This is a genomic window from Acinetobacter sp. SH024 (genome assembly GCF_000163635.1).
In the GTDB taxonomy this organism is placed as follows: Bacteria; Pseudomonadota; Gammaproteobacteria; order Pseudomonadales; family Moraxellaceae; genus Acinetobacter; species Acinetobacter pittii.
In genome coordinates this window covers 543,073-568,540 of sequence record NZ_GG753600.1, presented here as the reverse complement: position 1 = coordinate 568,540, position 25,468 = coordinate 543,073, and the positions used below count along the sequence as shown (strand labels likewise).

Annotated in this window: 28 protein-coding genes; 18 read left to right on the top strand and 10 right to left on the bottom strand. The window is 40.5% G+C overall.

The genetic code is table 11. From position 1 onward, the window contains the following. The first annotated feature begins 96 nt into the window (after positions 1-96). Positions 97-999 (top strand): LysR family transcriptional regulator, encoded by a 903-nt coding sequence (locus HMPREF0013_RS08625; protein WP_002114210.1) that lies wholly within the window; start codon positions 97-99, stop codon positions 997-999. Between the two features lie 59 nt (positions 1,000-1,058). Further along, positions 1,059-1,877, top strand: a complete 819-nt coding sequence (locus HMPREF0013_RS08620; RefSeq protein WP_002114483.1) for an AraC family transcriptional regulator — start codon at positions 1,059-1,061, stop codon at positions 1,875-1,877. 38 nt (positions 1,878-1,915) lie between these two features. Here HMPREF0013_RS08620 and HMPREF0013_RS08615 read toward each other — a convergent pair whose 3' ends face one another. Beyond that, complete coding sequence (locus HMPREF0013_RS08615) at positions 1,916-2,518, bottom strand: LysE family translocator (RefSeq protein WP_002114301.1); 603 nt, start codon at positions 2,516-2,518, stop codon at positions 1,916-1,918. 155 nt (positions 2,519-2,673) lie between these two features. On the opposite strand from HMPREF0013_RS08615, the gene HMPREF0013_RS08610 reads away from it, so the two are divergent. Continuing rightward, positions 2,674-3,081, top strand: a complete 408-nt coding sequence (locus HMPREF0013_RS08610; protein WP_000460598.1) for a DUF2000 domain-containing protein — start codon at positions 2,674-2,676, stop codon at positions 3,079-3,081. A 67-nt stretch (positions 3,082-3,148) separates the two neighbouring features. On the opposite strand, the gene yghU is transcribed toward HMPREF0013_RS08610, so the two are convergent. The 3 genes from yghU to HMPREF0013_RS08595 form a co-directional block, all read right to left on the bottom strand. Continuing rightward, the gene (gene yghU, locus HMPREF0013_RS08605; RefSeq protein WP_005802452.1) at positions 3,149-3,997 is read right to left on the bottom strand and encodes a glutathione-dependent disulfide-bond oxidoreductase; all 849 of its coding nucleotides are present in this window, start codon (positions 3,995-3,997) and stop codon (positions 3,149-3,151) included. A gap of 33 nt (positions 3,998-4,030) precedes the next feature. After that, positions 4,031-4,657, bottom strand: a complete 627-nt coding sequence (gene yfcF / locus HMPREF0013_RS08600) for a glutathione transferase (RefSeq protein ID WP_002114315.1) — start codon at positions 4,655-4,657, stop codon at positions 4,031-4,033. 113 nt (positions 4,658-4,770) lie between these two features. Further along, on the bottom strand, positions 4,771-5,676 hold the full coding sequence (locus HMPREF0013_RS08595; protein WP_002114497.1) for a LysR family transcriptional regulator: 906 nt from the start codon (positions 5,674-5,676) through the stop codon (positions 4,771-4,773). 110 nt (positions 5,677-5,786) lie between these two features. On the opposite strand from HMPREF0013_RS08595, the gene HMPREF0013_RS08590 reads away from it, so the two are divergent. Both HMPREF0013_RS08590 and HMPREF0013_RS08585 read left to right on the top strand, forming a co-directional pair. Beyond that, positions 5,787-6,218, top strand: coding sequence for a CidA/LrgA family protein (locus HMPREF0013_RS08590; protein WP_002114274.1), 432 nt, complete (start codon positions 5,787-5,789; stop codon positions 6,216-6,218). A gap of 12 nt (positions 6,219-6,230) precedes the next feature. Beyond that, positions 6,231-6,920: an LrgB family protein gene (locus HMPREF0013_RS08585; protein WP_002114481.1), complete on the top strand. Its 690-nt coding sequence runs from the start codon at positions 6,231-6,233 to the stop codon at positions 6,918-6,920. Positions 6,921-6,927: 7 nt separating this feature from the next. On the opposite strand, the gene HMPREF0013_RS08580 is transcribed toward HMPREF0013_RS08585, so the two are convergent. Continuing rightward, a complete protein-coding gene (locus tag HMPREF0013_RS08580; protein WP_005076496.1) occupies positions 6,928-8,418 on the bottom strand; it encodes a PLP-dependent aminotransferase family protein in 1,491 nt (496 codons plus the stop codon). Positions 8,419-8,532: 114 nt separating this feature from the next. Between HMPREF0013_RS08580 and HMPREF0013_RS08575 the strand changes: the two genes are divergently transcribed. From HMPREF0013_RS08575 to madM, 11 genes are all read left to right on the top strand, one after another. Then, entirely contained in the window at positions 8,533-9,168 is a 636-nt protein-coding gene (locus HMPREF0013_RS08575; protein WP_002114412.1) for an FMN-binding negative transcriptional regulator, read from the top strand. A 42-nt stretch (positions 9,169-9,210) separates the two neighbouring features. Further along, positions 9,211-9,804, top strand: coding sequence for a GNAT family N-acetyltransferase (locus tag HMPREF0013_RS08570; RefSeq protein WP_002114164.1), 594 nt, complete (start codon positions 9,211-9,213; stop codon positions 9,802-9,804). 166 nt (positions 9,805-9,970) lie between these two features. After that, positions 9,971-11,650 (top strand): malonate decarboxylase subunit alpha, encoded by a 1,680-nt coding sequence (gene mdcA / locus HMPREF0013_RS08565; RefSeq protein ID WP_002114334.1) that lies wholly within the window; start codon positions 9,971-9,973, stop codon positions 11,648-11,650. Further along, positions 11,650-12,534, top strand: a complete 885-nt coding sequence (locus HMPREF0013_RS08560; protein WP_002114265.1) for a triphosphoribosyl-dephospho-CoA synthase — start codon at positions 11,650-11,652, stop codon at positions 12,532-12,534. The genes mdcA and HMPREF0013_RS08560 overlap by 1 nt, the downstream gene beginning before the upstream one ends. A gap of 2 nt (positions 12,535-12,536) precedes the next feature. Further along, positions 12,537-12,836, top strand: a complete 300-nt coding sequence (locus HMPREF0013_RS08555; RefSeq protein ID WP_002114504.1) for a malonate decarboxylase subunit delta — start codon at positions 12,537-12,539, stop codon at positions 12,834-12,836. Then, positions 12,829-13,680, top strand: a complete 852-nt coding sequence (locus HMPREF0013_RS08550) for a biotin-independent malonate decarboxylase subunit beta (protein ID WP_002114329.1) — start codon at positions 12,829-12,831, stop codon at positions 13,678-13,680. The genes HMPREF0013_RS08555 and HMPREF0013_RS08550 overlap by 8 nt, the downstream gene beginning before the upstream one ends. Continuing rightward, entirely contained in the window at positions 13,677-14,504 is an 828-nt protein-coding gene (gene mdcE / locus HMPREF0013_RS08545; RefSeq protein ID WP_002114453.1) for a biotin-independent malonate decarboxylase subunit gamma, read from the top strand. The genes HMPREF0013_RS08550 and mdcE overlap by 4 nt, the downstream gene beginning before the upstream one ends. Further along, positions 14,495-15,103, top strand: a complete 609-nt coding sequence (locus HMPREF0013_RS08540) for a malonate decarboxylase holo-ACP synthase (protein WP_002114470.1) — start codon at positions 14,495-14,497, stop codon at positions 15,101-15,103. Before mdcE ends, HMPREF0013_RS08540 begins: the two co-directional genes overlap by 10 nt. A 12-nt stretch (positions 15,104-15,115) precedes the next feature. Further along, the gene (gene mdcH, locus HMPREF0013_RS08535) at positions 15,116-16,048 is read left to right on the top strand and encodes a malonate decarboxylase subunit epsilon (protein WP_002114337.1); all 933 of its coding nucleotides are present in this window, start codon (positions 15,116-15,118) and stop codon (positions 16,046-16,048) included. Between the two features lie 53 nt (positions 16,049-16,101). Then, complete coding sequence (gene madL / locus HMPREF0013_RS08530) at positions 16,102-16,503, top strand: malonate transporter subunit MadL (protein ID WP_002114391.1); 402 nt, start codon at positions 16,102-16,104, stop codon at positions 16,501-16,503. A gap of 43 nt (positions 16,504-16,546) precedes the next feature. Next, positions 16,547-17,308, top strand: a complete 762-nt coding sequence (gene madM, locus HMPREF0013_RS08525) for a malonate transporter subunit MadM (protein ID WP_002114328.1) — start codon at positions 16,547-16,549, stop codon at positions 17,306-17,308. A gap of 54 nt (positions 17,309-17,362) precedes the next feature. On the opposite strand, the gene HMPREF0013_RS08520 is transcribed toward madM, so the two are convergent. The 5 genes from HMPREF0013_RS08520 to HMPREF0013_RS08505 all read right to left on the bottom strand — a co-directional run bounded on the left by HMPREF0013_RS08520 (position 17,363) and on the right by HMPREF0013_RS08505 (position 22,492). Continuing rightward, positions 17,363-18,280, bottom strand: a complete 918-nt coding sequence (locus HMPREF0013_RS08520; protein ID WP_002114202.1) for a LysR family transcriptional regulator — start codon at positions 18,278-18,280, stop codon at positions 17,363-17,365. A gap of 100 nt (positions 18,281-18,380) precedes the next feature. Beyond that, the gene (locus HMPREF0013_RS08515) at positions 18,381-19,799 is read right to left on the bottom strand and encodes a PLP-dependent aminotransferase family protein (RefSeq protein ID WP_002114425.1); all 1,419 of its coding nucleotides are present in this window, start codon (positions 19,797-19,799) and stop codon (positions 18,381-18,383) included. A gap of 98 nt (positions 19,800-19,897) precedes the next feature. Beyond that, positions 19,898-20,032: a hypothetical protein gene (locus HMPREF0013_RS0105115; RefSeq protein WP_005076466.1), complete on the bottom strand. Its 135-nt coding sequence runs from the start codon at positions 20,030-20,032 to the stop codon at positions 19,898-19,900. Between the two features lie 14 nt (positions 20,033-20,046). Next, complete coding sequence (cydB, locus tag HMPREF0013_RS08510; protein ID WP_025464095.1) at positions 20,047-21,054, bottom strand: cytochrome d ubiquinol oxidase subunit II; 1,008 nt, start codon at positions 21,052-21,054, stop codon at positions 20,047-20,049. After that, the gene (locus HMPREF0013_RS08505; RefSeq protein ID WP_005802444.1) at positions 21,047-22,492 is read right to left on the bottom strand and encodes a cytochrome ubiquinol oxidase subunit I; all 1,446 of its coding nucleotides are present in this window, start codon (positions 22,490-22,492) and stop codon (positions 21,047-21,049) included. Before HMPREF0013_RS08505 ends, cydB begins: the two co-directional genes overlap by 8 nt. A 643-nt stretch (positions 22,493-23,135) precedes the next feature. On the opposite strand from HMPREF0013_RS08505, the gene HMPREF0013_RS08500 reads away from it, so the two are divergent. Both HMPREF0013_RS08500 and HMPREF0013_RS08495 read left to right on the top strand, forming a co-directional pair. Next, the gene (locus HMPREF0013_RS08500; protein WP_002114561.1) at positions 23,136-23,954 is read left to right on the top strand and encodes a hypothetical protein; all 819 of its coding nucleotides are present in this window, start codon (positions 23,136-23,138) and stop codon (positions 23,952-23,954) included. A gap of 134 nt (positions 23,955-24,088) precedes the next feature. Then, positions 24,089-25,384 carry an acyl-CoA dehydrogenase family protein gene (locus tag HMPREF0013_RS08495; protein WP_002114418.1) on the top strand — a complete coding sequence of 432 codons (1,296 nt, stop codon included), beginning with the start codon at positions 24,089-24,091 and terminating at the stop codon, positions 25,382-25,384. Positions 25,385-25,468: the final 84 nt, after the last annotated feature.

Sequence of the window (25,468 nt, the reverse complement as noted above, 5' to 3'; positions counted from 1 at the left end):
CTTATTTTAATAATATAGAAATATGGGATAAATCATCAGAATTGGATAAGATAATTCCATATTTATTAATAATAGACAGGGTTAAAAGCGAGCACCATGGATAAATTTGATACCTTGCAACTTTTTACCCGCATTGTAGAGCTGGGTAGTTTTAGTCAGGCAGCCGATCAGCTGAATATCCCACGCGCTACAGCAAGTAATGCCATTAAGGAGTTAGAAAATAATTTACAGTGCCGTTTGCTAGAGCGGACGACTCGGCATGTAAGACCATCACTAGATGGGCAGGCATTTTATGAGCGTTGTACACAAATATTATCGGAACTCGATGATGCCGAATCGTCTTTACGCAATGTAATTGCACAGCCCCGTGGTTTATTACGTGTCGATTTATCCGGTGCGCATGCGACCAAAATTGTTTTACCTAATATTGATCAATTTCACGAGTTGTACCCCGACATTGAACTGGTAATCAGTACGGGTGATCGCTTGGTTGATTTGATTAGGGAAGGGATAGACTGCGTGGTGCGAGCGGGGCGTTTGGATGATTCCACTTTAATTGCTAGACATTTGGTCGATATGCCACAAGTGATTTGTGCAAGTCCTGACTATTTAAATAAACATGGAATGCCACAGCAACCAGAGGATTTGTTATCACATTATTGTGTTAATTTCTTCTCGACATCAGGCGGACGGAATTATCCATTTGAATTAATGGTGAATGGCAAAAAACAAGATTATTTTTTGAAAAGCTGGATCGCGGTAAATGACGCTGAAAACTATGTATTATCTGCCTTACAAGGGGCTGGCTTAATTCAGGTCCCACGCTATCATGTGGCAAATGAGTTAAAAGACGGGCAACTAGTTGAGGTCTTATCGGAGTGGGAAATCCCGAAGATGTCAGTTTCTGCTTTATATCCGCAGCATCGGCAGCTCTCGCCACGCGTACGCGTTTTTGTCGCTTGGCTGAGTGAGTTATATACAGGCTATTTTTCAAAATAACGATAGCATAAACGTATAGGTAGAATGCTCTCTAGCACATATAAAATTTTGGTGAATATGTGATTGAATTACCCAATGCAAATGATTGGATCGTCAGAAATTCTGACCCTAATAGTCTCGAACGAATCGAAGCCTTTTTTACCGATCATGCTTATGAGTCGCATCGCCACGATACTTTTGCCATTGGTCGAACATTAACAGGTGTTCAAAGCTTTCATTATCGTGGAGAGATGAAACATAGCTTGCCGGGTATGACGATGGTTTTGCATCCTGATGAAAAACATGATGGCGAGTCAGGTAGTCGAGACGGTTTTAGATATCGGATGGTGTACGTAGAACCTGCAACACTACAGGAAATTATGAAGGGTAAACCTTTACCATTTTTTGAGAATGGGTTGAGTCAGGATCCTCGATTATTTAAAGCAACTGATGTTCTATTACAAGGGATGGATCACCATATTGATCCATTAGAAAAACAAGATGCTTTATATGATCTTGCAACCACACTTTACGAAATTTCTGGTAATCATCAGCGAACCTCACATTCTTATGACTATATTGCAGCGGAGCGTGCTAGAGAATTTATACATGCCTCTTTATATGAAAATATCTCTTTAGATGATATTGAAAAAAATGTGGGACGAGACCGTTGGAGCCTTTCACGGGACTTCCGATTGCTATTTGGTACAAGTCCACATCGATATATGACTATGCGCAGACTGGAAGTTGTGAAGTCCTGTTTGATGTATGGAGAGTCCTTAACTCAAGCTTCATTGATTGCAGGATTTTTTGATCAAAGCCACATGACACGTCATTTTTTAAAAGCATTTGGATTGACTCCAGCCAGATGGCGGATGATCAATAAACTCTCTTCATAAACAAAAGCCAGCCTGTTTAGGCTGACATAGACTTTATCTTAAATTAGCTGCATACCTTTCAAAAAATCATAAAGCATAAATATGCCGGAAATGATTAGCATCAATCCCATGGCTCGGTTTATACGATTAAACCAGATTTTATTTTTAATTTTTTTACCTAACACAGCACCTGCCCAAGAGTAAAGGCAGGGCGCGCCAGCTGCACCCAGTGAAATGAGCAATGATACGAAGAAGATTTGTACACCAATGATATGTGCAGTAGGGTACATAATGGTTGTAACAGGCAAAATGACTAAAATCCCTTTGGGGTTTAAAGCTTGTATCCAAAAACCATTCCAGAACGAAAGCACCTGAACTTCAGTGGTCTCATTACTCAGATCGATATCTGACTTTAACATTTGGTATGAAAGATAAAACGTATAAAGTGCACCAAACAACGCAATATAGTGCAAGGCATTTTGTGGAATGATTGCAGCCCCAAGATATCCAAAAATCATGAATAACATCAGCATTGCACAACCAACGCCTATAAAAAAATAAATCGTTTTTTTGAATTGTCCGGTAAGCCCAGCATTTAGCCCCATAAAATTTACTGGACCGGGGCTATACATCACACTCAAGGTATAAAAAAAGATTTCCATAACGTATCTACTGAAACAAAAACAACCCAGCATAGTGACTCGTAAATTTAGGGTCTTGTACGTTTGTGATGGCTCTTGCACAAACGTACAAGACGAGAAAAATCCGAATGAGTCATGATGAGCGACCTAAAATAAATGATTCAGGAAAGAGATTTATGTTTGACACAAAAATTGCGCTGATTGTCCGTAATGATCTTGCGACGTGGCAGAGATTAAATGTGGTGGCTTTTTTGGCAACGGGGATTGCCTCTGCTGTACCTGAAATGTTGGGGAAACCTTATATCGATGCAAATGGCTATGAGTATGGCAACATGCTAGGGCAACCGATGTTGGTATTTGAGGGGGATTTATCTGGTCTACAAAAAGCACATCGCAAAGGAATAGAGCAAGATTTAACGATAATTCCCTATGTACATGCCATGTTTTCTACAGGCAATGATGAGGATAATCGAGCTGTATTTTTGGCCGAAGATGCGAATCAATTAAATTTGGTTGGGCTAGCATTAAGAGGACCTAAAAAAGCAGTTGATAAGGCAATTAAAGGACTTTCTTTGCATCAATAAGATTTTTATTGGAAGAATGATAAAACCCACTTTTTGAGCAAAAGTGGGTTTTATTTAAAAATAATAATTAAACTTTATCTTGAGTATTGGTCTCAAAATCACTCGCATCATGGCGTTCATGCAACTGCGTAGTTAAATCACCAAAAGTACGATTGACCATACGACCACGTTGTACCGCAGGGCGCGCTAAAATCGCATCTGCCCAACGTTGAACATTTTTATATTGATCGACACCTAAAAACTCCGCGCCGTTATATACCCAGTTTTTAACAAGACCGCCATACCAAGGAAATGCCGCAATATCAGCAATCGAATATTCAGAACCAGCCAAATATTCGTTTTTTGCCAGATGCTGATCTAACACATCAAGTAAACGTTTTGTTTCCATGGCAAAGCGGTTAATCGCATATTCAATTTTAACGGGTGCGTAGGCATAAAAATGCCCAAAACCACCACCTAGGTAAGGTGCGCTGCCCATTTGCCAGAATAACCAATTGAGGCATTCAGTACGTGCAGCAATATCAGTCGGAATGAATGCTTTAAACTTTTCAGCTAAATAAAGCAAAATTGAGCCAGACTCAAATACTCTTAATGGCGGGTTTTGGCTATGGTCAACTAACGCTGGAATTTTAGAGTTTGGATTAACTTCTACAAAACCACTGCCAAATTGCTGTCCTTCACCAATTTTAATCAGCCATGCATCATATTCAGCATCTTGGTGTCCTAGAGCTAAAAGCTCTTCTAATAAAATAGTGACTTTTTGACCATTAGGCGTTGCTAAAGAATAGAGCTGGAGCGGATGTTTCCCTACAGGAAGTGTATGATCGTAGCGAGGGCCTGAAGTAGGTTGGTTTAAATCGGTTTTTTCTCCAGTCCATTGCCAAACTTGTGGAGGAATATAGTTTGAATCACTCATTTTTTATCTCATGTTTGGTGTAAATATAAGGGTTTAGTTATGTCGCAAGGCAAGCCATTTTTGTACGGTCGGTCTTTGCCATTGCTGTAATGCATAGTTTTTTAAACGTTCTGGTATAGCATCACTATTTTGAATAAGGCGTTGCAACATTAATGCAAGTTCAGCATCCACAATGCTCCATGAACCAAAAAGAAATTCGGCATCAGACGCAAGAAGTTTTTCTGCAACAAAGAAAAGTTTCTCCGCAGCTTTTAGACCTTCTTCTGAAAGTGGAGTGGAGGTGGGCTGAATAAAAATAACATCGGTTGGACGCTCAGTTCTTAGTGCAACTAAGTCCGATCGGAGCCATGCCTGAATCTGTCTTGCTCTTGCGCGTGCTTGAATATCTTTTGGATAAATAGATGTGTTTGGATAAAGCTCTTCAAGATATTCCAAAATGGCGGAGGATTCTGATAAGGCAAAATCGTTATGCTCGAGTACAGGCACTTTGGCAGTTAATGACTTTGCTACATAAGATTTTTCAAACTGGCCTTGTTGGCCTAAGTTGATGGTCGCAATTTCAAATGGAATTTGTTTTTCATGTAGCCCTACAAAAACTGTAAACGCATAGGGGCTTAGAAATTGTGAATCTGTGTACAGCTTAAAATGTTCATTATTCATTGTTATTGTCCATGTCATAAAACAATCGGATCTAGTCTAAGTGAGCTGATTCAAGATTGGGTAGCTTTTTTGTGGAAAAGCTTTATCGGTTTTTGAATTAAGCTATTTCAACGTTAGGGCTTAATGTGCTGAAAATGTTGACGGACAATGCTAAGCCAAGCTTGTACTGCTGGTGAAACAGGAAGATTTTTTTTCCAAGCCATGACTAAGTGCCATTGAATATTTGGTTTTTCGAGTGGCACTGCTGCAAATAAAGTCGGGTCAAGCATGTCGGTATAATATTGAGGAAGAAGCGCGATCCCCATACGTTGTAACACCATGTCTGCTAAGAGGTGCCATTGGCTGGTCCGGCACGCAATGGTTGGGTAGAAACCATGCTGCTTACATGCATCGAGAATAATACTGTTTAAAGAAAAATTTTCAGGAAACATTAAAAATGATTGGTGTTGTAGCTCTTCTAGATTTATTTTTTTGCGGGTTGCCCAAGTGGCATCACGGCGTAAAAGGACCATTAAAGGGTAGTTACATAACTCGATGCTATTAAAAGTTTGTTCATCAAAAGGCTGCAATAAAACACCAACGTCTAGCTCATTATTAAGCAAAGCTTGCTCAATACCGCGTGAACCAACTTCCATAAAAGCCAATTCAATATCTGGTAATTGCTGATGATAATCAAACAGGGCAGTCGTCAGAAGCTGCGAACCTAAAGGCGGAACGCCAAGTTTTAAAGTTCCTGTTTTTAATTGATGGTAGTTTTCAATTTCAAGAAAGATGTTCTGTTCTGCCTGAAGAAGCTCGATTGCATGTTGATAAATGCGCTCTCCAATTTCAGTTAACTCGATTTGTCTTTTACGGCCATGATCGGGTTTAACCAAAAGCTGTACCTGAAGTTGCTCTTCAAGCTGCTGTAATATTTTACTAATAGTGGGTTGAGTCAGATACAACTCTTCAGCAGTACGGGTAAAACTTTTAGTTTTAACCAGAGTAACAAAGCACTGTAATGATTTTAGAGAAAGCATAATAAAGAATAGATTATTCCATTTTGGAATAATATTAACATAAATAATTCATATTTAGCAGGTCTAACCAAGCTAGCATAATAGTGTAGTTAACCATCTAATTTCGCAAAATGAGTACTGAATCTGCTTCTGGAACACCCAAACAACCTTCACTTTTAGTTTTAGTTAAACAAATTTTGATTTTGGCTGGATTTTGGTGGATCGGGTATCTTTTACATCAAAAGCTCGGTGTACCTGTCTCGGCAGGTATTTTAGGTATGTTTTTATTACTTTTATGCCTGTTCTTTAAAATTATCAAAATGGATCAGGTGGCAATGGGAGCAACTGTGGTTTTAGGTGAGCTATTACTGTTTTTTGTGCCTGTAGTCGTTGCCGTAGTTCAGTATAAAACCTTGTTTATGACCGAAGGGTGGCAAATTGTCTTGAGCATTGCGGTTGGGACCATTTCGGTCATGCTCAGTACGTGCCTGACGATTCACTATTACAATCGTTTGAAAGCTTATTTACAGGCTCGAAAACGTCTTCAACATAAGCATATCTAAAGAGCAAACGACATGAATATCTGGTCAATTCTTTGTCTGATCTGGACTTTGGCAGCCTATATTGTGGCAAAGCGGATCTATCAGAAAAATCCAAAACTTTGGTTGTCACCCGCGATTAGTGTGCCTGTACTCACCATCATTTTGATGACGATTTTTGGAATTTCATACCAAACTTATTCAGAAGATACGCAGTGGATTGTTAATTTATTAGGGCCTGCAACGGTTGCGTTTGCTGTACCGATTTATCGTTATCGGGAAACGATTCGTAAAAACCTTGGAGTCCTTTCAATTGCGATTATTGTGGGGATGAGTGTAGGTGTGATGTCAGCCTATGAGATGGCTCAGTGGTTCCACTTTAGCCCAGAAGTGACCAACAGTTTAATGGCACGTTCTATTTCAACACCTTTTGCCATGATTTTAGCCGAAGATATTCATGGTTCGGCAGCATTGGTTTCACTATTTACCGTTATTACTGGTTTGGTCGGTATGATTTGTGGTGACGCAATTTTAGCGATTACTAAAATTCGTTCAAATGTGGCCAATGGGGCAGCTTTCGGAAATGCAGCCCACGGTTTTGGTACAGTGAGAGCACAGCAAAGAAATAGTGAAGAAGGAGTGATTGCCAGTTTAACCATGGTCATTGCAGGTATTTTAATGGTACTGATTGGGCCATTTGCGATTCATCTATGGCTGTTATTGTAGGCTTTGTCTAAGTCGGCTTGTCATATTGTTGAATAATCTTTGATAGTTTTTTTATGGCTTGTTGCATCAGTTCGGGTTCAAAATCGCCTAAGCCGACAATTAAACCCGAACGTTGCCGCTCTTTTGAAAATGTCGGTGAAATTGCTTTGATGGCAATGCCTGCATCGATTGCCGAACTTGCAACGTCAATATCATTAATATGCTGAGCAAGCCATAACACCATATGCATGCCTTGATCGCCTGGCTGTAACCAAGCCAGCTCTTGAGGTATGTATTTTTCAATCAAACCAATAATGTATTCGCGGACTTCTGCATAGACATTTCGAGTGCGTCGAATATGCCGTTCTAAATAGCCTTCTTGAATAAAAGCAGCCAAAACGTGCTGGTCGGCAGCAGGTGGGTGTCGATCAATTAAGACTCTAAGCCCACAAAAAGGTGCTACCAATTCTTTAGGTAATACTGCATAGCCAAGTCTAAGGGAAGGAAATAGTACTTTGCTGAAAGTACCCAGATAAATGACTTGGTCGGGTGCCATGCCTTGTAAAGATGGGAAGGGCTGACCGTTATAACGGAGTTCGCTGTCATAGTCATCTTCAATGATCCATGCATTTTGCTGTTTTGCCCAAGCCAATAAAGCAGTGCGTCTTGCTAGACTCATCGGCATGCCAAGTGGATATTGGTGAGATGGGGTTACAAAAGCAGCACGTGCATGTTTAGAAAGCTTAATTCCAGTTTCAACCTGAATGCCTTCTTCATCAACAGGAACACGTACCATCCGAATGTTTTGTACAGCATGTTCAAAAATAGCCGTTGTACCCCGATAAGCCGGATCCTCAATCCAGACTTCATCTTTTGCTTCAAATAAAATCTGACTGCAAATATAAAGTGATTGCTGGATGCCAGGTGTAATCACAATTTGGTCAGGTTCGCAGTGGACAGAGCGTGACCGTCGGACATAGTCTGCTATAGCGACTCTTAGTGATAACACGCCTTGAGGTTCGCCATAACCCGAAGGGGCACCTGCACCCCGAGCTCTAAATTTATTACCAAATTTACGCCAGATGTCGCTCGGTTGAGTCCGTCCAACGGGGACAGATACCGCAAAAGGAACATGGGGAAGTGGCTTAAATTCATCAAGCACTTTGGCATAAGAACGTGCCGATTTGGTCAAAGATATCGAGTTAGGTTTATTTTCTTTTGATGAGTGTTGTATTACAGATGTTTTAACCAAAGAATGAGACACATAAGTGCCAGTTCGTGGTTGAGAGTCAAACACACCTTCAGCTAAAAGCTGATCGTAAGCTTCAATAATGGTTCCGCGAGCGACACCTAGGGTTAAAGCCAATTCACGTGAAGAAGGCAATGGATCGCCAGGCTGTAAATCACCACTTTGTACAGCTTCGCGTAAAGCTTGAGTCAGTTGAGCACTTATCTTTCCTTGGCTTTTATCAATCTTTGCAATAGACGGAAGTTCAACAACTTTTGCCATTCTTGCCATAATTCTGGTCTACTTAAAAAAATACAAAGTGGTTCTTTTTAATAAACCACATAAACCAGAAAATTTACAACACAAAATATAAATAACCCTGATATTTACAGTGAGGTTTTAGCCATGTATATCCCTGATGATTTTGCAGAAAACAGTTTGGATGTATTGCATTCTCTTATTGCAGAACATCCATTTGGAGTGCTTTTTACTCATGGAAGTAATGGCTTAGATGCAAATCATCTTCCATTCGAATTACAGGCAAGCGAAGGGAACTTGGGTGTGCTACATGCGCATGTGTCACGAAATAATTCTGTTTGGCAGGATATTAAAAGTGGAGATGAGGTAATTGTCGTGTTCCAAGCAAGCGATGCTTATATTTCACCAAACTGGTATCCATCTAAACATGAACAGCACAGACAAGTACCGACATGGAACTATAGGGTTGTGCATGCTTATGGCAAAGTGACAATTCGGGATGATGAGCGTTATGTTCGTGGTGTAGTAGCTCGCTTAACCCGCACTCATGAAGCATCTCAACCTGAACCATGGAAAATGTCCGATGCACCAAAGGATTATCTTGAACCGATGTTAAAAGCCATTGTAGGTATTGAGATTGAAATTACCAAGCTGCAAGGAAAATCAAAACTTGGGCAAAACAAAGAACGCCGGGACATTTTAGGCGCGGCAGATGGCCTATCGAAATCTGGTCATCAAACTATAGCGAATGCCATGTACAGTGTGGCTGAGTTAAATAAATAATTTTGAAAATATAAAAGCTTAATATCAATTGAGGAGAAAAAGATGTCTTTGACTACACCTGTTGAATTAGTGGGTGAGCACGTTATTTTAAAGCCGCTAGATGTAACTCAAGCTGAAGCGCTCAAAGAGGCCGTTTGCGATGGGGAACTCTATAATCTTTGGTATACCCGTGTGCCAAGACCTGAACAAATGACTGCTGAAATTGAAAGACGTCTTGATTTGCAAAAAGCCGGCTCTATGTTGCCATTTTATATTGAAGACCGAAAAACGGGGCGAGCACTGGGCATGACCACTCTCATGCATATTGAAGAAGCTCATCGCCGTGTAGAAATTGGTTCGACGTGGTATCGAAAGTCTGCACAACGTACGCCTGTAAATACTGAATGTAAAAAGCTGCTATTGGCTCATGCATTTGAGACTTTAAACTGTATTGCGGTTGAGTTACGCACATCTTCTTTAAATGTTCAAAGTCAAGCCGCGATTGTACGCTTAGGTGCAAAACTCGATGGTGTGCTAAGAAGTCATCAAATTGTGAAAGATGATATTTTGCGGGACACTCATGTTTATAGCATTTTGAAACATGAGTGGCCTGCGGTCCGTCAAAATCTAGAATGGCTATTGAGCAAACCGCGTTAAAAAGAATTTAAACAACCTGCTTTTCTCTTTTTTGGCTTAGCCAGAAGAGAGAAGCTGCGGCAATCATTAACCTGAAGTTAATAACAACTCATCTAGGTTGATTGATCGAAACTCCATAAAGCGTTTTTATAGATTCAGAACAAAACTGCGATCTATAGGTAAACACATGGAAGGCTCAGTTCAGAATAAAGAACGGTTATGGACAAAGCGGCGTCATGCCAAACAACTAAAACTAGAGATGGCAAATCGATATACCGATGGTGTGGTGATTCCAACTCAAGACATTATTAAAGTTTTGGAAACCTTAATTACACCGGGTGACAAAGTTGTACTCGAAGGGAATAACCAAAAACAGGCTGATTTTTTATCGCGCTCTTTGGCTCAAACCAATCCAGATATTTTGCATGATTTGCATATGATCATGCCAAGCGTAGGGCGTTCAGAACATCTTGATCTGTTTGAAAAAGGCATTGCGCGTAAACTCGATTTTTCTTTTGCTGGCCCACAAAGCTTACGTATTAGCCAGTTAATTGAAGATGGTTTGTTAGAAATCGGCGCCATTCATACCTATATCGAATTGTATTCACGTTTGGTGGTCGACCTCATTCCAAATGTGGTACTCTCGGCGGGTTTTATGGCAGACCGTCAAGGCAATATCTATACAGGCCCAAGTACCGAAGACTCTCCAGCACTCATTGAACCTGCTGCTTTTAGTGATGGTATTGTGATTGTTCAGGTCAATGAGCTGGTCGATGACGTTTCAGATTTACCACGTGTTGATATTCCTGCTTCTTGGGTGGATTATGTAGTGGTGGCAGATCAGCCATTTTATATCGAACCGTTATTTACTCGAGACCCGAAACATATCAAGCCAGTGCATGTGCTTATGGCGATGATAGCAATTCGCGGAATTTATGAAAAGCATAATGTGCAATCGTTAAACCATGGTATTGGTTTTAACACTGCGGCAATTGAACTGATTTTACCGACCTATGGTGAGTCTTTAGGTTTAAAAGGAAAAATTTGCCGAAATTGGACACTAAATCCGCATCCAACCTTAATTCCAGCGATTGAAACAGGTTGGGTTGAAAGCGTGCATTGTTTTGGTACCGAACTCGGTATGGAAAAATATGTTGCAGCTCGTCCTGATGTTTTCTTTACAGGTCGTGATGGTGCTTTACGTTCTAACCGCATGATGTGTCAGCTTGCAGGTCAGTACGCCGTTGATCTATTTATTGGCGCAACTTTGCAAGTTGATGGTATGGGACATTCTTCGACTGTCACCAAAGGCCGTTTAGCTGGTTTCGGTGGTGCACCAAATATGGGACATGATCCACGCGGACGTCGTCACGATACGCCAGCATGGTTAGATATGCGTTTACAAGGTGCTAATGAAACAGAAACTTATTTGGCACGTGGTAAAAAACTCGTTGTGCAAATGGTGGAAACTTTCCAAGAGGGCGGTAAGCCGACTTTTGTGAATCGTCTCGATGCCATTGATGTTGCTAAAACAGCAGGCCTACCTTTAGCACCAATCATGATTTATGGCGATGATGTCACCCATCTACTGACTGAAGAAGGCATTGCTTATTTATATAAAGCAAGCAGCCAAGAAGAGCGCCAAGCCATGATTGCTGCGGTGGCAGGTGTGACTAGCATTGGTTTAAACCAAGACCCGAAAACAACAGCACGTTTAAGACGTGAAGGTTTGGTGGTATTTCCTGAAGATTTAGGTATTCGCCGCACCGATGCAACACGTGAACTTTTAGCTGCAAAAAATATTGCCGACTTGGTGACATGGTCAGATGGTCTATATCAACCCCCTGCAAAGTTTAGGAGTTGGTAATGATGGCACAAGTTCAATATCAAACTTTCAGCGATAGTCAGCTTTTGGCAGATATGGCAGTCGAAGCGTTAATTGATGAAGTTAATCTGACTCCTAAGCCCGCCTTGGTAGACCGTCGTGGTAGTGGTGCTCATGATGACCTGACATTGGAGTTAATGGAGAGCTCTGCAAAAAGTTTAGGATCCATGTTTGAAGAAATGGCTCAAGCAGCCATACATCATGGTGAGGTTTGTTTAGCTTTACGTGAAGACATTGGAGAAATTGGCCGCCAAGGTGAAAAGACCATGATGTTGGCGACAGATGGTGTCAACACACACCGCGGTGCAATTTGGGCGTTAGGTTTAATGGTTACGGCAGCAGCATTGGCGCGCAGTAATCAACAATATTTATCGGCTGTTGAGCTATGCCAGTTAGCAGGCCAGATTGCTCAGCTTGAAGATCGTTTTATTCCAAATCAGGCCTTGAGTCATGGTCAACAAGTACAAAAGAAATTAGGCATCTTAGGTGCCAAAGAACAGGCTCAACAAGGCTTTCCAACTATTGTGAATTTTGGGTTAAAGCAACTTTATCAAAGTCGTAGTAAACCCATGAAAGAAGAGTTCGCTCGCTTAGATGCCTTACTTGCCATGATGACAGATTTGACCGATACCTGTGTGCTTTATCGCTCTGGCACATCTGGTTTAAAGCGTATGCAACAAGGTGCTCAGCAAGTATTGGATTTGGGTGGTAGCTCAAGCTTGGAAGGTCGACGTGCTTTGCATCTTTTAGAGATTGACCTGCTTCGGATGAAGGCTTCTGCTGGTGGTGCCGCAGATTTGTTGGCAGCAACCTTGTTTATAGATCGTGCTCAGCAGTCATCTTTAAAAAATAAAGAGGGATTTTGATGATGGAAACACTTCATTTTGAATTTGTGGCGACAGAGCCACCTGTAAAAAAAGCGTTGGTAGGATGTGTCGGCTCTGGCGATTTAGAAATTTTGATGGAACCTGGTGAAACTGGAAAAGCTTCTATTCATGTAGTGACTTCGGTAGATGGCAGTGCAGCACGTTGGCACAATGTTTTTGAACGAATTTTTACTGCGAAAATACCACCTGCCGTCAATATTGATATTCATGACTTTGGTGCAACTCCCGGTGTCGTGCGCTTACGTCTGGAACAAGCATTAGAGGAGATTGCTCATGACTGATATCGAGAGCTTGTTAAATAAACAAGATTTTATTGAACTCAGCGCCAGAGAGCGTGCTAAAGCATTATTAGATGAAGGGACTTTTCGAGAGTTACTCGACCCATTTTCCCGTGTTATGTCGCCTTGGTTGATTCAGCAAAATATTGTCCCACAAGCCGATGATGGTGTAGTGATTGCAAAAGGATCTATTCAAAAGCGCCCAGTGGTTTTAATTTCAATTGAAGGCTTATTTCAAGGTGGAAGTTTAGGCGAGGTGGGCGGTGCCAAAATTGCGGGAGCCTTAGAGCTTGCAGTTGAAGACAACCTGAAAGGCATTCCAACAGCTGCAATTTTATTGTTGGAAACGGGTGGCGTTCGCTTACAAGAAGCAAATCTAGGCTTGGCTGCAATTGCTGAAATTCAGGCTAGCATTGTGAACTTACGTCAGTACCAACCTGTGATTGCTGTGGTTGCAGGCAGTGTAGGGTGCTTCGGCGGTATGTCAATTGCGGCTGGTCTATGTAGCTATATTGTAATGACACAAGAAGGGCGTTTAGGTTTGAATGGTCCCCAAGTGATAGAACAAGAAGCTGGTGTACAAGAATATAACGCCAAAGATCGTCCATTTATATGGAGTATTACGGGTGGTAATCAGCTCTTCGCGAGTGGTTTGGCAGATGCTTATGTAGACGATGATCGTCAGAAAATTCGTCAGCAAGTCATCGATTACTTAACTCAAGGCTTGCCTCAGCAGCACCGTAGTTCAAATTACTCATTCTATTTAGCACAGTTACAACAAGTCGACACTGCTGAGCAAATTACTCCAGCACAGGTTCAAGCTTTGTATCAAGGAGAGCAAGCATGAATATCGCCATTGATACATTAAAAGCATCTACTCGGGGTGCACATTGGTTTAACGCACTCACGCAAAGCTTTAAAACAGTTGAAGGTTTTCCAAGTTCAGTTTGGGTGGCTGATGGTCAGATCGATCAGCAAGCGGTGCGTGTGATCGCAGTTGTTCAAGACAGCAATAATCTATTCCCACGGGCAAAACAAGGTGAGGTTGGACTGTTAGAAGGTTGGGGTTTGGCAAAAGCAGTCGATGAAGTGATTCGAGCTGATGTACAGGCTGAAACTAAACGCGGCATTTTATGCTTGGTTGATGTCCCAAGTCAGGCCTATGGACGCCGTGAAGAACTATTAGGTATTCATCAAGCTTTAGCGGGTGCAGTAGATAGCTATGCTAGAGCCAGATTGGCAGGCCATCCTATTGTGAGTTTATTGGTTGGTAAGTCAATGTCGGGTGCTTTCTTGGCGCATGGATACCAAGCCAATCGTATTATTGCCTTAAAAGATTCAGGTGTTATGGTGCATGCAATGGGTAAAGAATCTGCTGCACGAGTCACGCTACGGTCGGTTGATGAGTTAGAGCAATTGGCCTCAAGCATTCCACCAATGGCTTATGACATTGAAAGTTATGCAACGCTTGGTTTGTTATCCGAACTGTTATCTGTTGAAAACCCTGAACAACCGACAAATGATGATCTTTTATTAGCGAAACAGGCAGTTGTAGAAGCATTTAAAGAAATTAATGCTGATCAATCTAGAGGATTGGAACACAGACTTCACGGCCAAAACCGTCAAATGTCTAAAAAAGTCCGTGAGTTATTGCGTGAGCAATGGTCATGAAACTTAAGCTTGAAGCCCATGATTTACTGTGGGGCATGACGGTCGATTGCTTGGCCGATGATGCTCCGCATTGGGTGAGAGAGGTATTGCAACGAGGTGATCCTGTTGTAGTTCGACGGGCAATTACTCCTGTAGATCAGGTGGCTGTGGGTGTAAGAGGGCAATTTCGTCATCAACGATATGCAGCTCAAATACCACGATCAGCGATTAGCAGACAGCTTAAGCCAGAAGCGCTGACTCGCATAGATACGCAACAGTTTGCACACTTGGCAGAACGTTTACAAAGCATTTCCAGCATTATGAAAAACTTTTCAGGATGTTGGGGATATACAGGAAGTTTCGGGTTTGAGCTGGCAACTGGTATTAAAACGGTAACTCAGCAAAGTGATATAGATTTGTTGATTCGAGCTGAACAGCCTTTTGCCAAAAAACAGGCAGTTGAGCTACTCGAAAATTTTCAGCAAGCAGGGCTCAATGTAGATATACAGCTACAACTTCCACAAGGTGGTTTGGCTTTAAAAGAATGGGCCAGGAATAGCGGAAAAGTTCTATTAAAACGTCCTGATGGCGCTGTTTTAGTAGAAAACCCATGGAATTAGGGAATAGTTATCATGGCTTCAATTTGGGTATATCCGGGACAAGGTGTGCAACGAAGCAATATGCTGCACGACTTACCTCAAAACGCTCTAGCTAAAGAATACCTTGAGCGTGCATCGGATGCACTCAAAGAAGATGTCTTGATGTTGGATAGTTCGGCTGCATTGCAATCGACACGTGCAGTACAGCTTTGCTTACTGATTTCTGGTGTGGTGAGTTCAGCTCTATTAATGGCTGAAAACTTAAAACCTGATTATGTAGCGGGGCTATCAATTGGTGCATGGTCGGCTGCGGTTGTAGCAGAAGTTTTAGCCTTTGAGGATGCCGTTCGTTTGGTTGCCTATCGAGGTGAACTTATGCAAAACGCTTACCCCGCTGGATATGGCATGACAGCTCTGATTGGTACAGATCGTTCAGCTGTCGATGCATGGGTCAAACAGATTTATGAAATAACGCCAAAGGTTTTTGTCGCAAATATTAATGCACATAACCAGATCGTTATTTCAGGAAGCTTTGAAGCCATGAACCAAGTTGCTGTTTTGGCAAAGCAACAAGGCGTGGTGGCAAAAAAATTAGATGTATCGGTACCATCGCACTGTGAATTATTAAGCCAGCAAGCAAAGCAACTTGCAGCATCTATGGAGGGAGTGACTTTAAAGCAGCCTAAAATACGTTATTTAAGTGGAACAACGGCTCGTACGCTTGGCAGGCCAGAACAAATTGGTGATGACTTGGCTTTTAATATGAGTCGAACTGTAGATTGGGAAAGCACCATCCAAGCTGCATGGGAGCGAGGTGTAAGGTTACAGATAGAAGCTTTGCCGGGAACGGTACTTACTACACTTGCACGTCGAACGTTTAAAGAAGGAACTGTATTGTCATTTCAGGGAACACGTTTAGACAGCATTCAATTGGCAATGCAAAACGAAAATAATGCTTCTTTGTAATTACAATACAAATTAAAAATTGAGTAATAACCCAAGGATATGAGGGATTTACAATGATTATTTATGGAACAGCAATATTAGCGATCTGCCATTTATTAGGTGACTATCTTGGCAACACCTTAGGCATGGTATTAGGCGTTAAAGCGAATGTCGGTGGAGTGGCTATTTCGATGATTCTGTTAATCTTATCTAAAGAGTTATTGGCAAAAAAAGGTTACTTACCTCAAGTCACACAATTTGGCGTCTTGTATTGGTCAGGTATGTATATTCCGATCGTAGTTGCGATGTCAGCAGGTCAAAATGTGGTTGCCGCTTTATCAGGGGGCATGTTAGGACTGATTGTCTCTATTGCATCGTTAATCGGCACGGTTTTAGTCATCCGTTATTTAAATAGAATTAGTGGCGACTATGAAACCTATGAATGGACGATAGAATCCAAGGAAAAAATAGCCTAAGCAACATAAACTACAAAAAGTTCAATCAAAAAGGATTTAAATGATGGACGCTATAATTGCTGTGTTATCAAAAAATGCATTAGTTACTGCTCTTGCCGTAACGGGTTTAATGATGTTCGTTTCCCATCTACTCTCAAAATATTTGACGAAGGGAAAATTACAAAGCTCTGCAATCGCGATTACTTTAGGTTTGGTTGTTGCTTACTTCGCAGGGGTTTATACGCAAGGAACCAAAGGCGTTTCTGACATCGCTATTTTTTCTGGTTTTGCGCTGTTGGGCGGAGCCATGATTCGTGATTTAGCTATTGCTTCAACTGCATTTGAAGTTGATGTGAAAGAAGTGAAGAAAGCAGGCAAAATTGGTCTAATTGCATTAATGCTTGGTTGTGTTGTGCCTTTTGCAATTGGGGTTATGGTTGCATGGGTTATGGGCTATCGAGATCCAATTTCGATGACAACGATCGGTGCAGGCGCAATGACTTATATTGTAGGTCCAATTACTGGCACTGCAATTGGCGCGAGTTCTGATGTCATCGCACTTTCTATTGCAATTGGTTTAATCAAGTCAGTTTTCTTTATGGTCGGTACGCCACTTCTTGCGAAATTTATGTATCTAAAAAGTCCACGCTCTGCCATGGTCTTTGGCGGTTTGGCAGGAACAACCAGTGGTACAGCTGCGGGATTGGCAGGTACAGATGTACGATTGGTACCTTATGGCGCTTTAGTTGCAACCTTCTATACAGGACTAGGGTGCTTACTTGGACCTTCTGTCTTTTTCTTAACGGTTAATGCGATTTTTGGATAAATTTTTGAAAATCCTATAACGGCAACTCATTATTCTTTAATAAGTTGCCGATATTTATCTTTTAAAATTAGAGGCGAACATGCGACATTCAGCAATCAGAGCAAGTAAGTTTGGGTCTCGTTCTTTGCTTTTTAGAAAGACCAAACCGATTTCTTGCTGCATATGATATTGCTGTTTTAGCGGAATGAGTTTGACTGAGCTTTCATAAACTGCAGAAATACGGCCGGGTAGTAGAGCAAAACCGACACCTGAGCTAACCATACTAATTAAGGTAAAAATATCATTGACCTGTAAAGCAACTTTTGGTGAAAAACCTGCTTTTTTAAAAATAATGTCGCTGTCGTTATGAGTTGCAAAACCCTTAGTTAAAGTTAAAAAAGTTTCTTCTTTTAAAAGGCTTAAATCAATATCTTTAAAATCGGCATATTTTGAATCTTTATTGACGGCCAAAAAAATGTCATCTGAAAACATTGGCAAAATTTCAAAGTCATCATCTTGTGTGGTTTCATTTAAAGCCACGATAATCGCATCAAGCTCAGTTGCTTTAAGCTTTTTCACCAAATCCTGATTTGAACTCAGCAACAGTTGAATATCCAGTTCACTACGTCGGAGCTTAAGACCGCTAATCACATTTGGAATCGTATTTACAGTTAAAGAATAAAGAGACCCTAAATGTAAAACCTTAGCCGCAAAACCAGCAGCTTCTCTGGTTTTATTTACGGTAATAAAAATGTCTTGTACGATTTTTTGTGCCCGTTCTTCAAAGACATAAGCACTTTTTAAAGGAATGAGGTTACGGCCTTCATTTTTAAAAAGAGGGCAACGTAAAGCACTTTCTAAAGAATGTAAGGCTTTATGAACACTGACATTACTCAACTGCATTTCTGTGGCTGTTTTAGACAAATTTCCACAGCGCATAAAAGCTAAAAAAATCTGTATTTTTTTAAGGGTGAGTTCTTCATCAATTTCCATATTAATTCCTTGAACCGGTTTCCCTTAAAACTATAGATTTGAGCTATAAAGTTACCACAAAATAAAGGCCATAAAATTGTGCTTAGGTCGAAGCATTTCTTTAGAGACTTGCTTCAACTCTTTGTTGAATGGTTTTAATAATTTGATGTAATGCGCTTTGAATTTTAGTGTTCCACTCAAAAGAACAGTTAATTCTCAAATAATGCTGCTGTGCGGGTAAAACACTAAACAAAGGGCTTGGCGCAACACCAATGTCTTGCTGAATCAATTCTTCATAAACTTGCATACTGTCCAGCGTACTAGGAAGTTTGACCCATAGAAAATAGCCACTTGGGTAGTAATACACTTCGCAAGAGCTAGGTAAATGTTGCTTTAAATAGTGATAAAACTGCTTTTTATAACGCTCAAGTGAAAGTCTAAGTGTACGCAAGTGCTTTTCATAATGATGATGAGATAAAAACTCAACCAATGCATTTTGAATAAGTGCATTTACTGAAATGGTGCTCATAAGCTGCAAGTGTTGAATATGATCTGAAAACTTACCCGCATAAACCCAACCGACCCGAAAACCTGCACCTAATGTTTTAGAAAAAGACGAGCAGTGAAGCACCAAATTTTGTTGATCAAAATACTTCATTGAAAGTGGTTTTTGGCCGCCATAAAAAAGCTCTTCATAGACATCATCTTCAATCAAATAAATTTGATGCTCATGAAGCAACTTGGCAATTTTATATTTAATGTCATCACTGACGGTAAAACCAATCGGGTTATGGGCATTCAGCATGAGCCAACAGACCTTGATAGGATAGGTTTGAATGACTTGTTCAAAAGCCTCTAGGTCAAAACCATGTTGCGGATGTTCAGGAATAGTAATCACTTTAAGTCCTAAACGCTCAGCGGCTTGCCACGCCCCATAAAACACGGTTTGCTGTAATAAAATATAATCGCCGGGTTGAGCGACCGCTTGTAGCGAAAGGTTCAGTGCGTCTAAACCTCCCGATGTAATGACAATGTCATCTGGATCGGTCTGTATGCCTTGCATACAGTAGCGCTGAGCAATCAGTTTTCTTAAGTTTAAATTACCAGGAGGTAAGCTTGTGGTCTGGTCATAACTTTGTCTTTGGCGCGCAAGTTGCCCCATAATTTGAATAAGTTTGGGTGCTGTTAAAAGCTGACTGTCTGGAAAAGCTGAACCAAAAGGTACGACAGATTCATGTTGAATTGACTTAAGATATTTAAAAACTAATGAATTAATTTCAATTTTAGAGTTTAGTGAAACAACTGAATATTGCTCTAAAGGTTTAAGTGCAATTTGCTCGGCAACGAAGTAGCCAGATTTTTCTTTTGAATAGATCAGACCTTGTGATTCAAGCTCCTGATAAGCATTCATGACAGTCATTAAACTAAAACCAGAACGTTGTACCTGATCTCTCAATGACGGCAATTTTTCATGTGCATTTAAAGTACCGCTCTCAATGAGTTGGCGAATGCTATGAGCGAGTTGTTCTGATTTATACATGTATGAGCTGCACGAAATAACAAAATGAAAGAAGCACTTAATCAATAATAAATGCCGTTTGCAGAATCTACAAACGGCATTTGTTTAGAACAATAGATTTACTTTAAGTAAGGGGCTGCATAAATCAAGATAACTTTAAACAATCCCGCAATCACAGCTAAGGCTAAAAAACCACCGATCCATAGCAGAATAAACCATTGGGTTTGATTGAGTTTAACGGATGACTTTTTCATAAAACCCTCCATACTTAATGATAGCCTTCATCACCTACACGAACTTTGTCACGGAATACCCAATAAGAGACAATGGTGTAAGCAATAATGATCGGGATTAAAATAAGTGCACCGACCAAAGCAAACATCTGGCTTGATTGCGGTGCTGCAGCCTGCCAAATGGTGACTGATGGCGGAATAATATATGGCCATAAACTAATCACAAAACCAGTAAATGCAAGGAAAACGAGCGCCAATGTATATGCAAATGGTTTGAGGTCATGATCCTGCTTTTTACATGCCGATAAAATCAGGCCAACAAATAACAAGACCAAAATTGGTACAGGACTAAAATAGAACAGGTTTGGTAACGAGAACCAGCGATCTGCAATTTCAGGATGCGTTAACGGCGTATATAAACTCACGCCACCAAAAATAATGAGCAGTGCAATAATCAGCTTTGGCATAAGCTCATACATACGTTGCTGCAAACCTTTTTCGGTTTTTAAAATCAGCCATCCACAGCCTAAAGTGGCATACATGGCAACTACGCCAATACCTGTAAAGATGGTAAATGGGGAAAGCCAATCAAAAGACCCACCAGCAAAAATACCATTTTCGGTTTTGATTCCTTGAATATAAGCACCCAAAATAATCCCTTGGAGAAAGCTGGTTAAAATTGAACCCCAGATAAAGGCTAAATCCCAAAGATGTTTGGTGCGATGAGCTTTAAAGCGGAATTCAAACGCCACGCCACGGAAAATCAGGGCAATCACCATGAAAATGATCGGTAAATATAGTGCTGATAAAACTGTTGAATAGACTAGTGGGAATGCAGCATATAGACCAGCGCCACCGAGTACCATCCACGTTTCATTACCATCCCACACAGGGGCCACGGTATTCATCATCACGTCACGTTCTAGGCTGTTCTTAATGAAGGGGAACATAATCCCGATTCCTAAGTCGAAGCCGTCCATGACCACATAAATCATGACACCTAAACCGATAATACCGACCCATATTAAAGAAAGATCAATCATGATGTTTCTCCCCAGATTTTTGATTATTGTCAATGTTTTCATCGACCGCACTGAGTGGACGCATTGGTGTTTTAAAGTGTCCAACGCCACCAGTTTCAATATTTGGTGTATCGATAAATACAGGGCCTTTATTAATGAGTTTTAAGGTGTAGTAAATACCGCTACCAAAAACGATGGTATAGACCACCACAAAAATAAACAGGCTCAGACCCACCTGATCTGCCGAAACGGTATGTGAAAGCCCGTCTTTAGTGCGCATAATGCCGTATACAACCCACGGTTGACGGCCTACTTCGGTAGTAATCCAACCAGCCAGCATTGCCACATAACCCGCAGGCCCCATCACTACAGCAAATTTATGAAACCATGATGTTTCATAGAGTTTTCCACGCTTACGTAACCAAAGTGCAATGAGTGACAGAGTGACCATGAGTACACCAAGACCCACCATCACACGGAAGCTCCAGAAAACGATGGTTGAATTTGGACGGTCTTCAGGTGCGAAATCTTTTAAACCTGTCACTTGGCCATCTAAGCTATGCGTTAAAATTAAGCTACCTAAATATGGAACACCCACTTCGAAGTGGTTACGTTCTTCTTTCATATCGGGAATTGCAAATAGCAATAATGGCATCGGCTCATTGTGATTGGTTTCCCAGTGTCCTTCCATTGCTGCAAGTTTGGCTGGTTGATGTTCACGGGTGTTTAAACCGTGGTTATCGCCAATTACCACTTGTAAACATGAAGTCACAAGCACCATCCAGAGACCCATCGAGAACGATTTTTTCACCAATTCATCACGACGGCCTTTTACTAAATGCCATGCAGATGTTCCGACGACCAATAATGATGAAACCAAAAAGGCGGCAGCACCCATGTGGGCAAAGCGGTAAGGGAAGGATGGGTTAAAGACAATTGCAAACCAGTCTTTTGGCACAATAATGCCATTTTCGATGGCAAAGCCTTGAGGTGTCTGCATCCAACTATTTGAAGATAGAATCCAGAACATGGAAATACATGTTCCGATGGCAACCATAAGTGTTGCGAAGAAATGGGCTCGAGGACCAACACGTCCCCAACCAAATAACATAATGCCTAAGAAACCTGCTTCTAAGAAGAAGGCACTCAAGACTTCATAGGTAAGTAAAGGGCCAGTAATACTTCCGGCGACACGTGAAAATTCACTCCAGTTCGTACCGAACTGGTAACTCATGACCACGCCCGAGACCACACCCATACCAAAGGCAACGGCAAAGATCTTAATCCAGTATTTAAATAGATCTTTATAAATCGGGTTTTGGGTTCTTAACCATTTCCACTCTAACACTGCTAAAAAGCATGCAAGACCGATGGAGGTGGCCGGAAAAATAATATGGAAGGATACTGTAAAAGCAAATTGTATTCGCGCTAATTCTAGAGCGGTTAGACCGAGGCTCATAAACTTTCCCCCTGTGAACTAGCTGATGATGGTTAAATGAGTTAAATACTTATTTTCAGGCAACAAAGTATTTTGGCGATTAAACTTACTTCTGTGATAGATCTTCTTAGCAAGTAAAATGCCAACAGGGTTAAGCAACATAATTGCTTGATATTTCAAGAGAATAGACTGATTGATTGTTCTCAATCTGTTAACAAAGTTTATGCTTGATGTTGCATTTGTAAAAATGCATGTTGCATTGAAACATTGATGAAATATCTGGTGATATGCAATAGATCGTCTCATGAAAACTACCTACCTTAAGAAGTTTCCTTAATCATGCACTTACTATTTTTGTATATGTAGATACAGAAATTTTTTATAAAACTATAACAGTCTGGAGCAGTCATGAGGTGTGCTATAGTTTTTTTTCAATTATCTGTAGCTATGTATCCGTTCTTCAAAAGTCCAAAATAAATGAACAAGATTTACGAATGGCCAAAATCACTCTCCAAAATACAGCGAATGCGACTTTGGGTAATAAGCGCAGAATAGTTTCTTCTCTTTTATTCCTTTGTTGTTTTGCGTGAGGTCTGGTTGTTACGTAGGTTATTAAAGACCTGATTTAAGTGTAGCTCTTCTAAAATAGCTTGGATGTTAAAAAATGTTTATTACTTCTCAACTCAATGTCCTGCATAAAATTATTAAAAATCAGCCTATTCCTGTTTCTATATTGGCTCAGTTAGAGCAAACCTATGTTAATTTTGAAGCTACTTTATTAAGAGCGAAAGTACTCAGAGACTTTTCTAAATCTGAAACTGTATATTTAATCCAAGCTCATATTGAACCACAGCAAAGTAGTGTGGCTTATCTATTTTCACCATTTATTTTTGCTAACTTAAATAAGGCCGCTATTTATACAACGCCTGCAACTGCGCCTGTGCTTTCTATTCTTAATAAATATTACCAAGCTGAGAAGAAAGTACTCTTTAAAGTAGATGACGTTTTAGAAAGTCTAAAAATTTATATAGATTTGGAGCTTGCAGAGCTTAATGAGGTTGAGTTTATTTATTTAAGCCTAATCAAGGCACTGTGCCGAAGTGATCTCTCTACAGTTTTTTTAATTACGAGTTTAGACGTAGATGTCGAGCATTTAAAAGCACTGGAGCAATTTTTAAAGATCAAAATTTATTGGATTAAAAACACAAAAGATGATGACTTAAAAAACCTAAATGGCTTAGAAATGCGGAAATTATTATTCAAAAATAAAGATGAAACTTATGTAAAACTATGCGCGAAATTCGCTCAAATGAATGCTGAGTTGGTAGGACTCTGTGACACTTTCACGACGCCTCAAATGACGCATTTAATTGACGACATGTTTTATTCAGAGCATATTTTCGAAAAATTATCTGTCTATTCAGAATATATACAAACACTTCTACAAAGCCAGCAGAGCATTAGACAAAAAGAACTATCTTAGGGCTTGGGAGATGGGCTTTTTATCTTTGTGTTTGGGTTCTTATATAAAGAATGAATACAGTTATAAAAAAATAATCGTTTTCATGTGAAATAAATATTTTATGGTAAAAGCAAAGCAATACTGGTTTTACTTACATGACAAATTTAAATTTTGAGCATCATCTCGGTTCACTAACGCATGCAGCACTCAGTCAGGCTTCAATCATTTCTCGCGTGTGGGGTGAAGGGCCAACTGAGCGTTATGATGAATTGGCAAAAAATTTCAGACCAACTTTTGCCCGTATTAAAGAAGGGGCTTTAATCCGTGAGCAGCAGCATATTTTGCCCTATGAACAGCTTCAGTGGCTCAAAGATGTTGGTTTTACGCGCTTAAGACTTCCCAAAGCTCATAGTGGCTTTGATGCAACCATTCCTGAATTATTTGCATTGCTCATTGAACTTGCCGAGGCCGATTCAAACTTACCGCAAGCTTTGCGTGTGCATTTTGGTTTCACTGAAGATGTCTTGGTAAGTAAAGACAAAGCGTTTCAACAGCGTTGGCTTAGCCGAATTGCAAATGGGGAAACAGTCGGTAGTGCATGGTCTGAAGGCGGGAAAGAGTCAATTGATCAGTTCGAAACTCATTTGTATCGAGACAGTGAAGGAAAAATTCGCGTTAAAGGCAAAAAATATTACACCACTGGTAGCCTATATGCAGACTGGGTGGATGTTGGTGTAACAGATTTAAAGGGTGAATCTGGCTCGGTCGTTGTTCGCCGTGAAGATGAAGGTGTCGAAATTGTTGATGACTGGAATGGCTTTGGTCAGCAACTTACCGCGAGTGGTACAGCATATTTCCATAATGTGTTGGTCGATGAAACTGAAATTTTACCTGATGATGATCGTTTTAAATATTCAGCGGCTTACTATCAACTGGTCCAACTGGCAATCATTACAGGTCTAGGACGCGCTGCAACCTATGATGTTTCTCAAGCTGTTGCTAAACGTACCCGAAACTATACGCATGCGAATGCCCAATTTGTAAAACAGGATCCGCAAATTTTACAAGTCGTAGGTCAAATCCGTGGTGCAGCTTACAGTGCAGGAGCGATTGTTGAAAAAGTTGCACAAAGCTTACAACGTGCTTACTTGGCTGCATTTCAAAATAATGAGCAGCTTGAAGAGGAGCAAAATGCACTTGCCGAACTTGAAAGTGCGCAGTCTCAAACGGTCATTACCGATCTAATTTTAAATGCTTCTACAATTTTATTTGATGCTTTAGGTGCTTCTGCAACAGACAAAGATTTAGGCCTAGATCGATACTGGCGTAATGTACGAACTTTATCTTCACATAACCCGAGAGTATTTAAAAATCGAATTGTCGGTGATTTTAGTGTAAACGGCACATTACCTCCGTATCAATGGCGAATAGGGAGTGTTGCTAAACAATAAATTATAGTTTTAGATATTAAGCTGCTATTTTTAGCGGCTTAATATTGTTTATTTTTTTAATAAATTATAAAAACCTATTAGAAT

Bases quoted from the DNA above. Each gene is read 5' to 3' on its own strand.
- HMPREF0013_RS08550 (WP_002114329.1), top strand. From the start codon at position 12,829: ATGACTGATATCGAGAGCTTGTTAAATAAACAAGATTTTATTGAACTC.
- HMPREF0013_RS08590 (WP_002114274.1), top strand. From the start codon at position 5,787: ATGAGTACTGAATCTGCTTCTGGAACACCCAAACAACCTTCACTTTTA.
- HMPREF0013_RS08595 (WP_002114497.1), bottom strand. From the start codon at position 5,676: ATGCTTTCTCTAAAATCATTACAGTGCTTTGTTACTCTGGTTAAAACT.
- cydB (WP_025464095.1), bottom strand. From the start codon at position 21,054: ATGATTGATCTTTCTTTAATATGGGTCGGTATTATCGGTTTAGGTGTC.
- HMPREF0013_RS08625 (WP_002114210.1), top strand. From the start codon at position 97: ATGGATAAATTTGATACCTTGCAACTTTTTACCCGCATTGTAGAGCTG.
- HMPREF0013_RS08505 (WP_005802444.1), bottom strand. From the start codon at position 22,492: ATGAGCCTCGGTCTAACCGCTCTAGAATTAGCGCGAATACAATTTGCT.
- HMPREF0013_RS08555 (WP_002114504.1), top strand. From the start codon at position 12,537: ATGGAAACACTTCATTTTGAATTTGTGGCGACAGAGCCACCTGTAAAA.
- HMPREF0013_RS08540 (WP_002114470.1), top strand. From the start codon at position 14,495: ATGGTCATGAAACTTAAGCTTGAAGCCCATGATTTACTGTGGGGCATG.
- madL (WP_002114391.1), top strand. From the start codon at position 16,102: ATGATTATTTATGGAACAGCAATATTAGCGATCTGCCATTTATTAGGT.
- HMPREF0013_RS08585 (WP_002114481.1), top strand. From the start codon at position 6,231: ATGAATATCTGGTCAATTCTTTGTCTGATCTGGACTTTGGCAGCCTAT.
- HMPREF0013_RS08515 (WP_002114425.1), bottom strand. From the start codon at position 19,799: ATGTATAAATCAGAACAACTCGCTCATAGCATTCGCCAACTCATTGAG.
- HMPREF0013_RS08570 (WP_002114164.1), top strand. From the start codon at position 9,211: ATGTCTTTGACTACACCTGTTGAATTAGTGGGTGAGCACGTTATTTTA.
- HMPREF0013_RS08575 (WP_002114412.1), top strand. From the start codon at position 8,533: ATGTATATCCCTGATGATTTTGCAGAAAACAGTTTGGATGTATTGCAT.
- mdcA (WP_002114334.1), top strand. From the start codon at position 9,971: ATGGAAGGCTCAGTTCAGAATAAAGAACGGTTATGGACAAAGCGGCGT.
- HMPREF0013_RS0105115 (WP_005076466.1), bottom strand. From the start codon at position 20,032: ATGAAAAAGTCATCCGTTAAACTCAATCAAACCCAATGGTTTATTCTG.
- mdcH (WP_002114337.1), top strand. From the start codon at position 15,116: ATGGCTTCAATTTGGGTATATCCGGGACAAGGTGTGCAACGAAGCAAT.
- madM (WP_002114328.1), top strand. From the start codon at position 16,547: ATGGACGCTATAATTGCTGTGTTATCAAAAAATGCATTAGTTACTGCT.
- HMPREF0013_RS08560 (WP_002114265.1), top strand. From the start codon at position 11,650: ATGATGGCACAAGTTCAATATCAAACTTTCAGCGATAGTCAGCTTTTG.
- HMPREF0013_RS08500 (WP_002114561.1), top strand. From the start codon at position 23,136: ATGTTTATTACTTCTCAACTCAATGTCCTGCATAAAATTATTAAAAAT.
- HMPREF0013_RS08520 (WP_002114202.1), bottom strand. From the start codon at position 18,280: ATGGAAATTGATGAAGAACTCACCCTTAAAAAAATACAGATTTTTTTA.
- yfcF (WP_002114315.1), bottom strand. From the start codon at position 4,657: ATGAATAATGAACATTTTAAGCTGTACACAGATTCACAATTTCTAAGC.
- HMPREF0013_RS08610 (WP_000460598.1), top strand. From the start codon at position 2,674: ATGTTTGACACAAAAATTGCGCTGATTGTCCGTAATGATCTTGCGACG.
- HMPREF0013_RS08615 (WP_002114301.1), bottom strand. From the start codon at position 2,518: ATGGAAATCTTTTTTTATACCTTGAGTGTGATGTATAGCCCCGGTCCA.
- HMPREF0013_RS08495 (WP_002114418.1), top strand. From the start codon at position 24,089: ATGACAAATTTAAATTTTGAGCATCATCTCGGTTCACTAACGCATGCA.
- mdcE (WP_002114453.1), top strand. From the start codon at position 13,677: ATGAATATCGCCATTGATACATTAAAAGCATCTACTCGGGGTGCACAT.
- yghU (WP_005802452.1), bottom strand. From the start codon at position 3,997: ATGAGTGATTCAAACTATATTCCTCCACAAGTTTGGCAATGGACTGGA.
- HMPREF0013_RS08580 (WP_005076496.1), bottom strand. From the start codon at position 8,418: ATGGCAAGAATGGCAAAAGTTGTTGAACTTCCGTCTATTGCAAAGATT.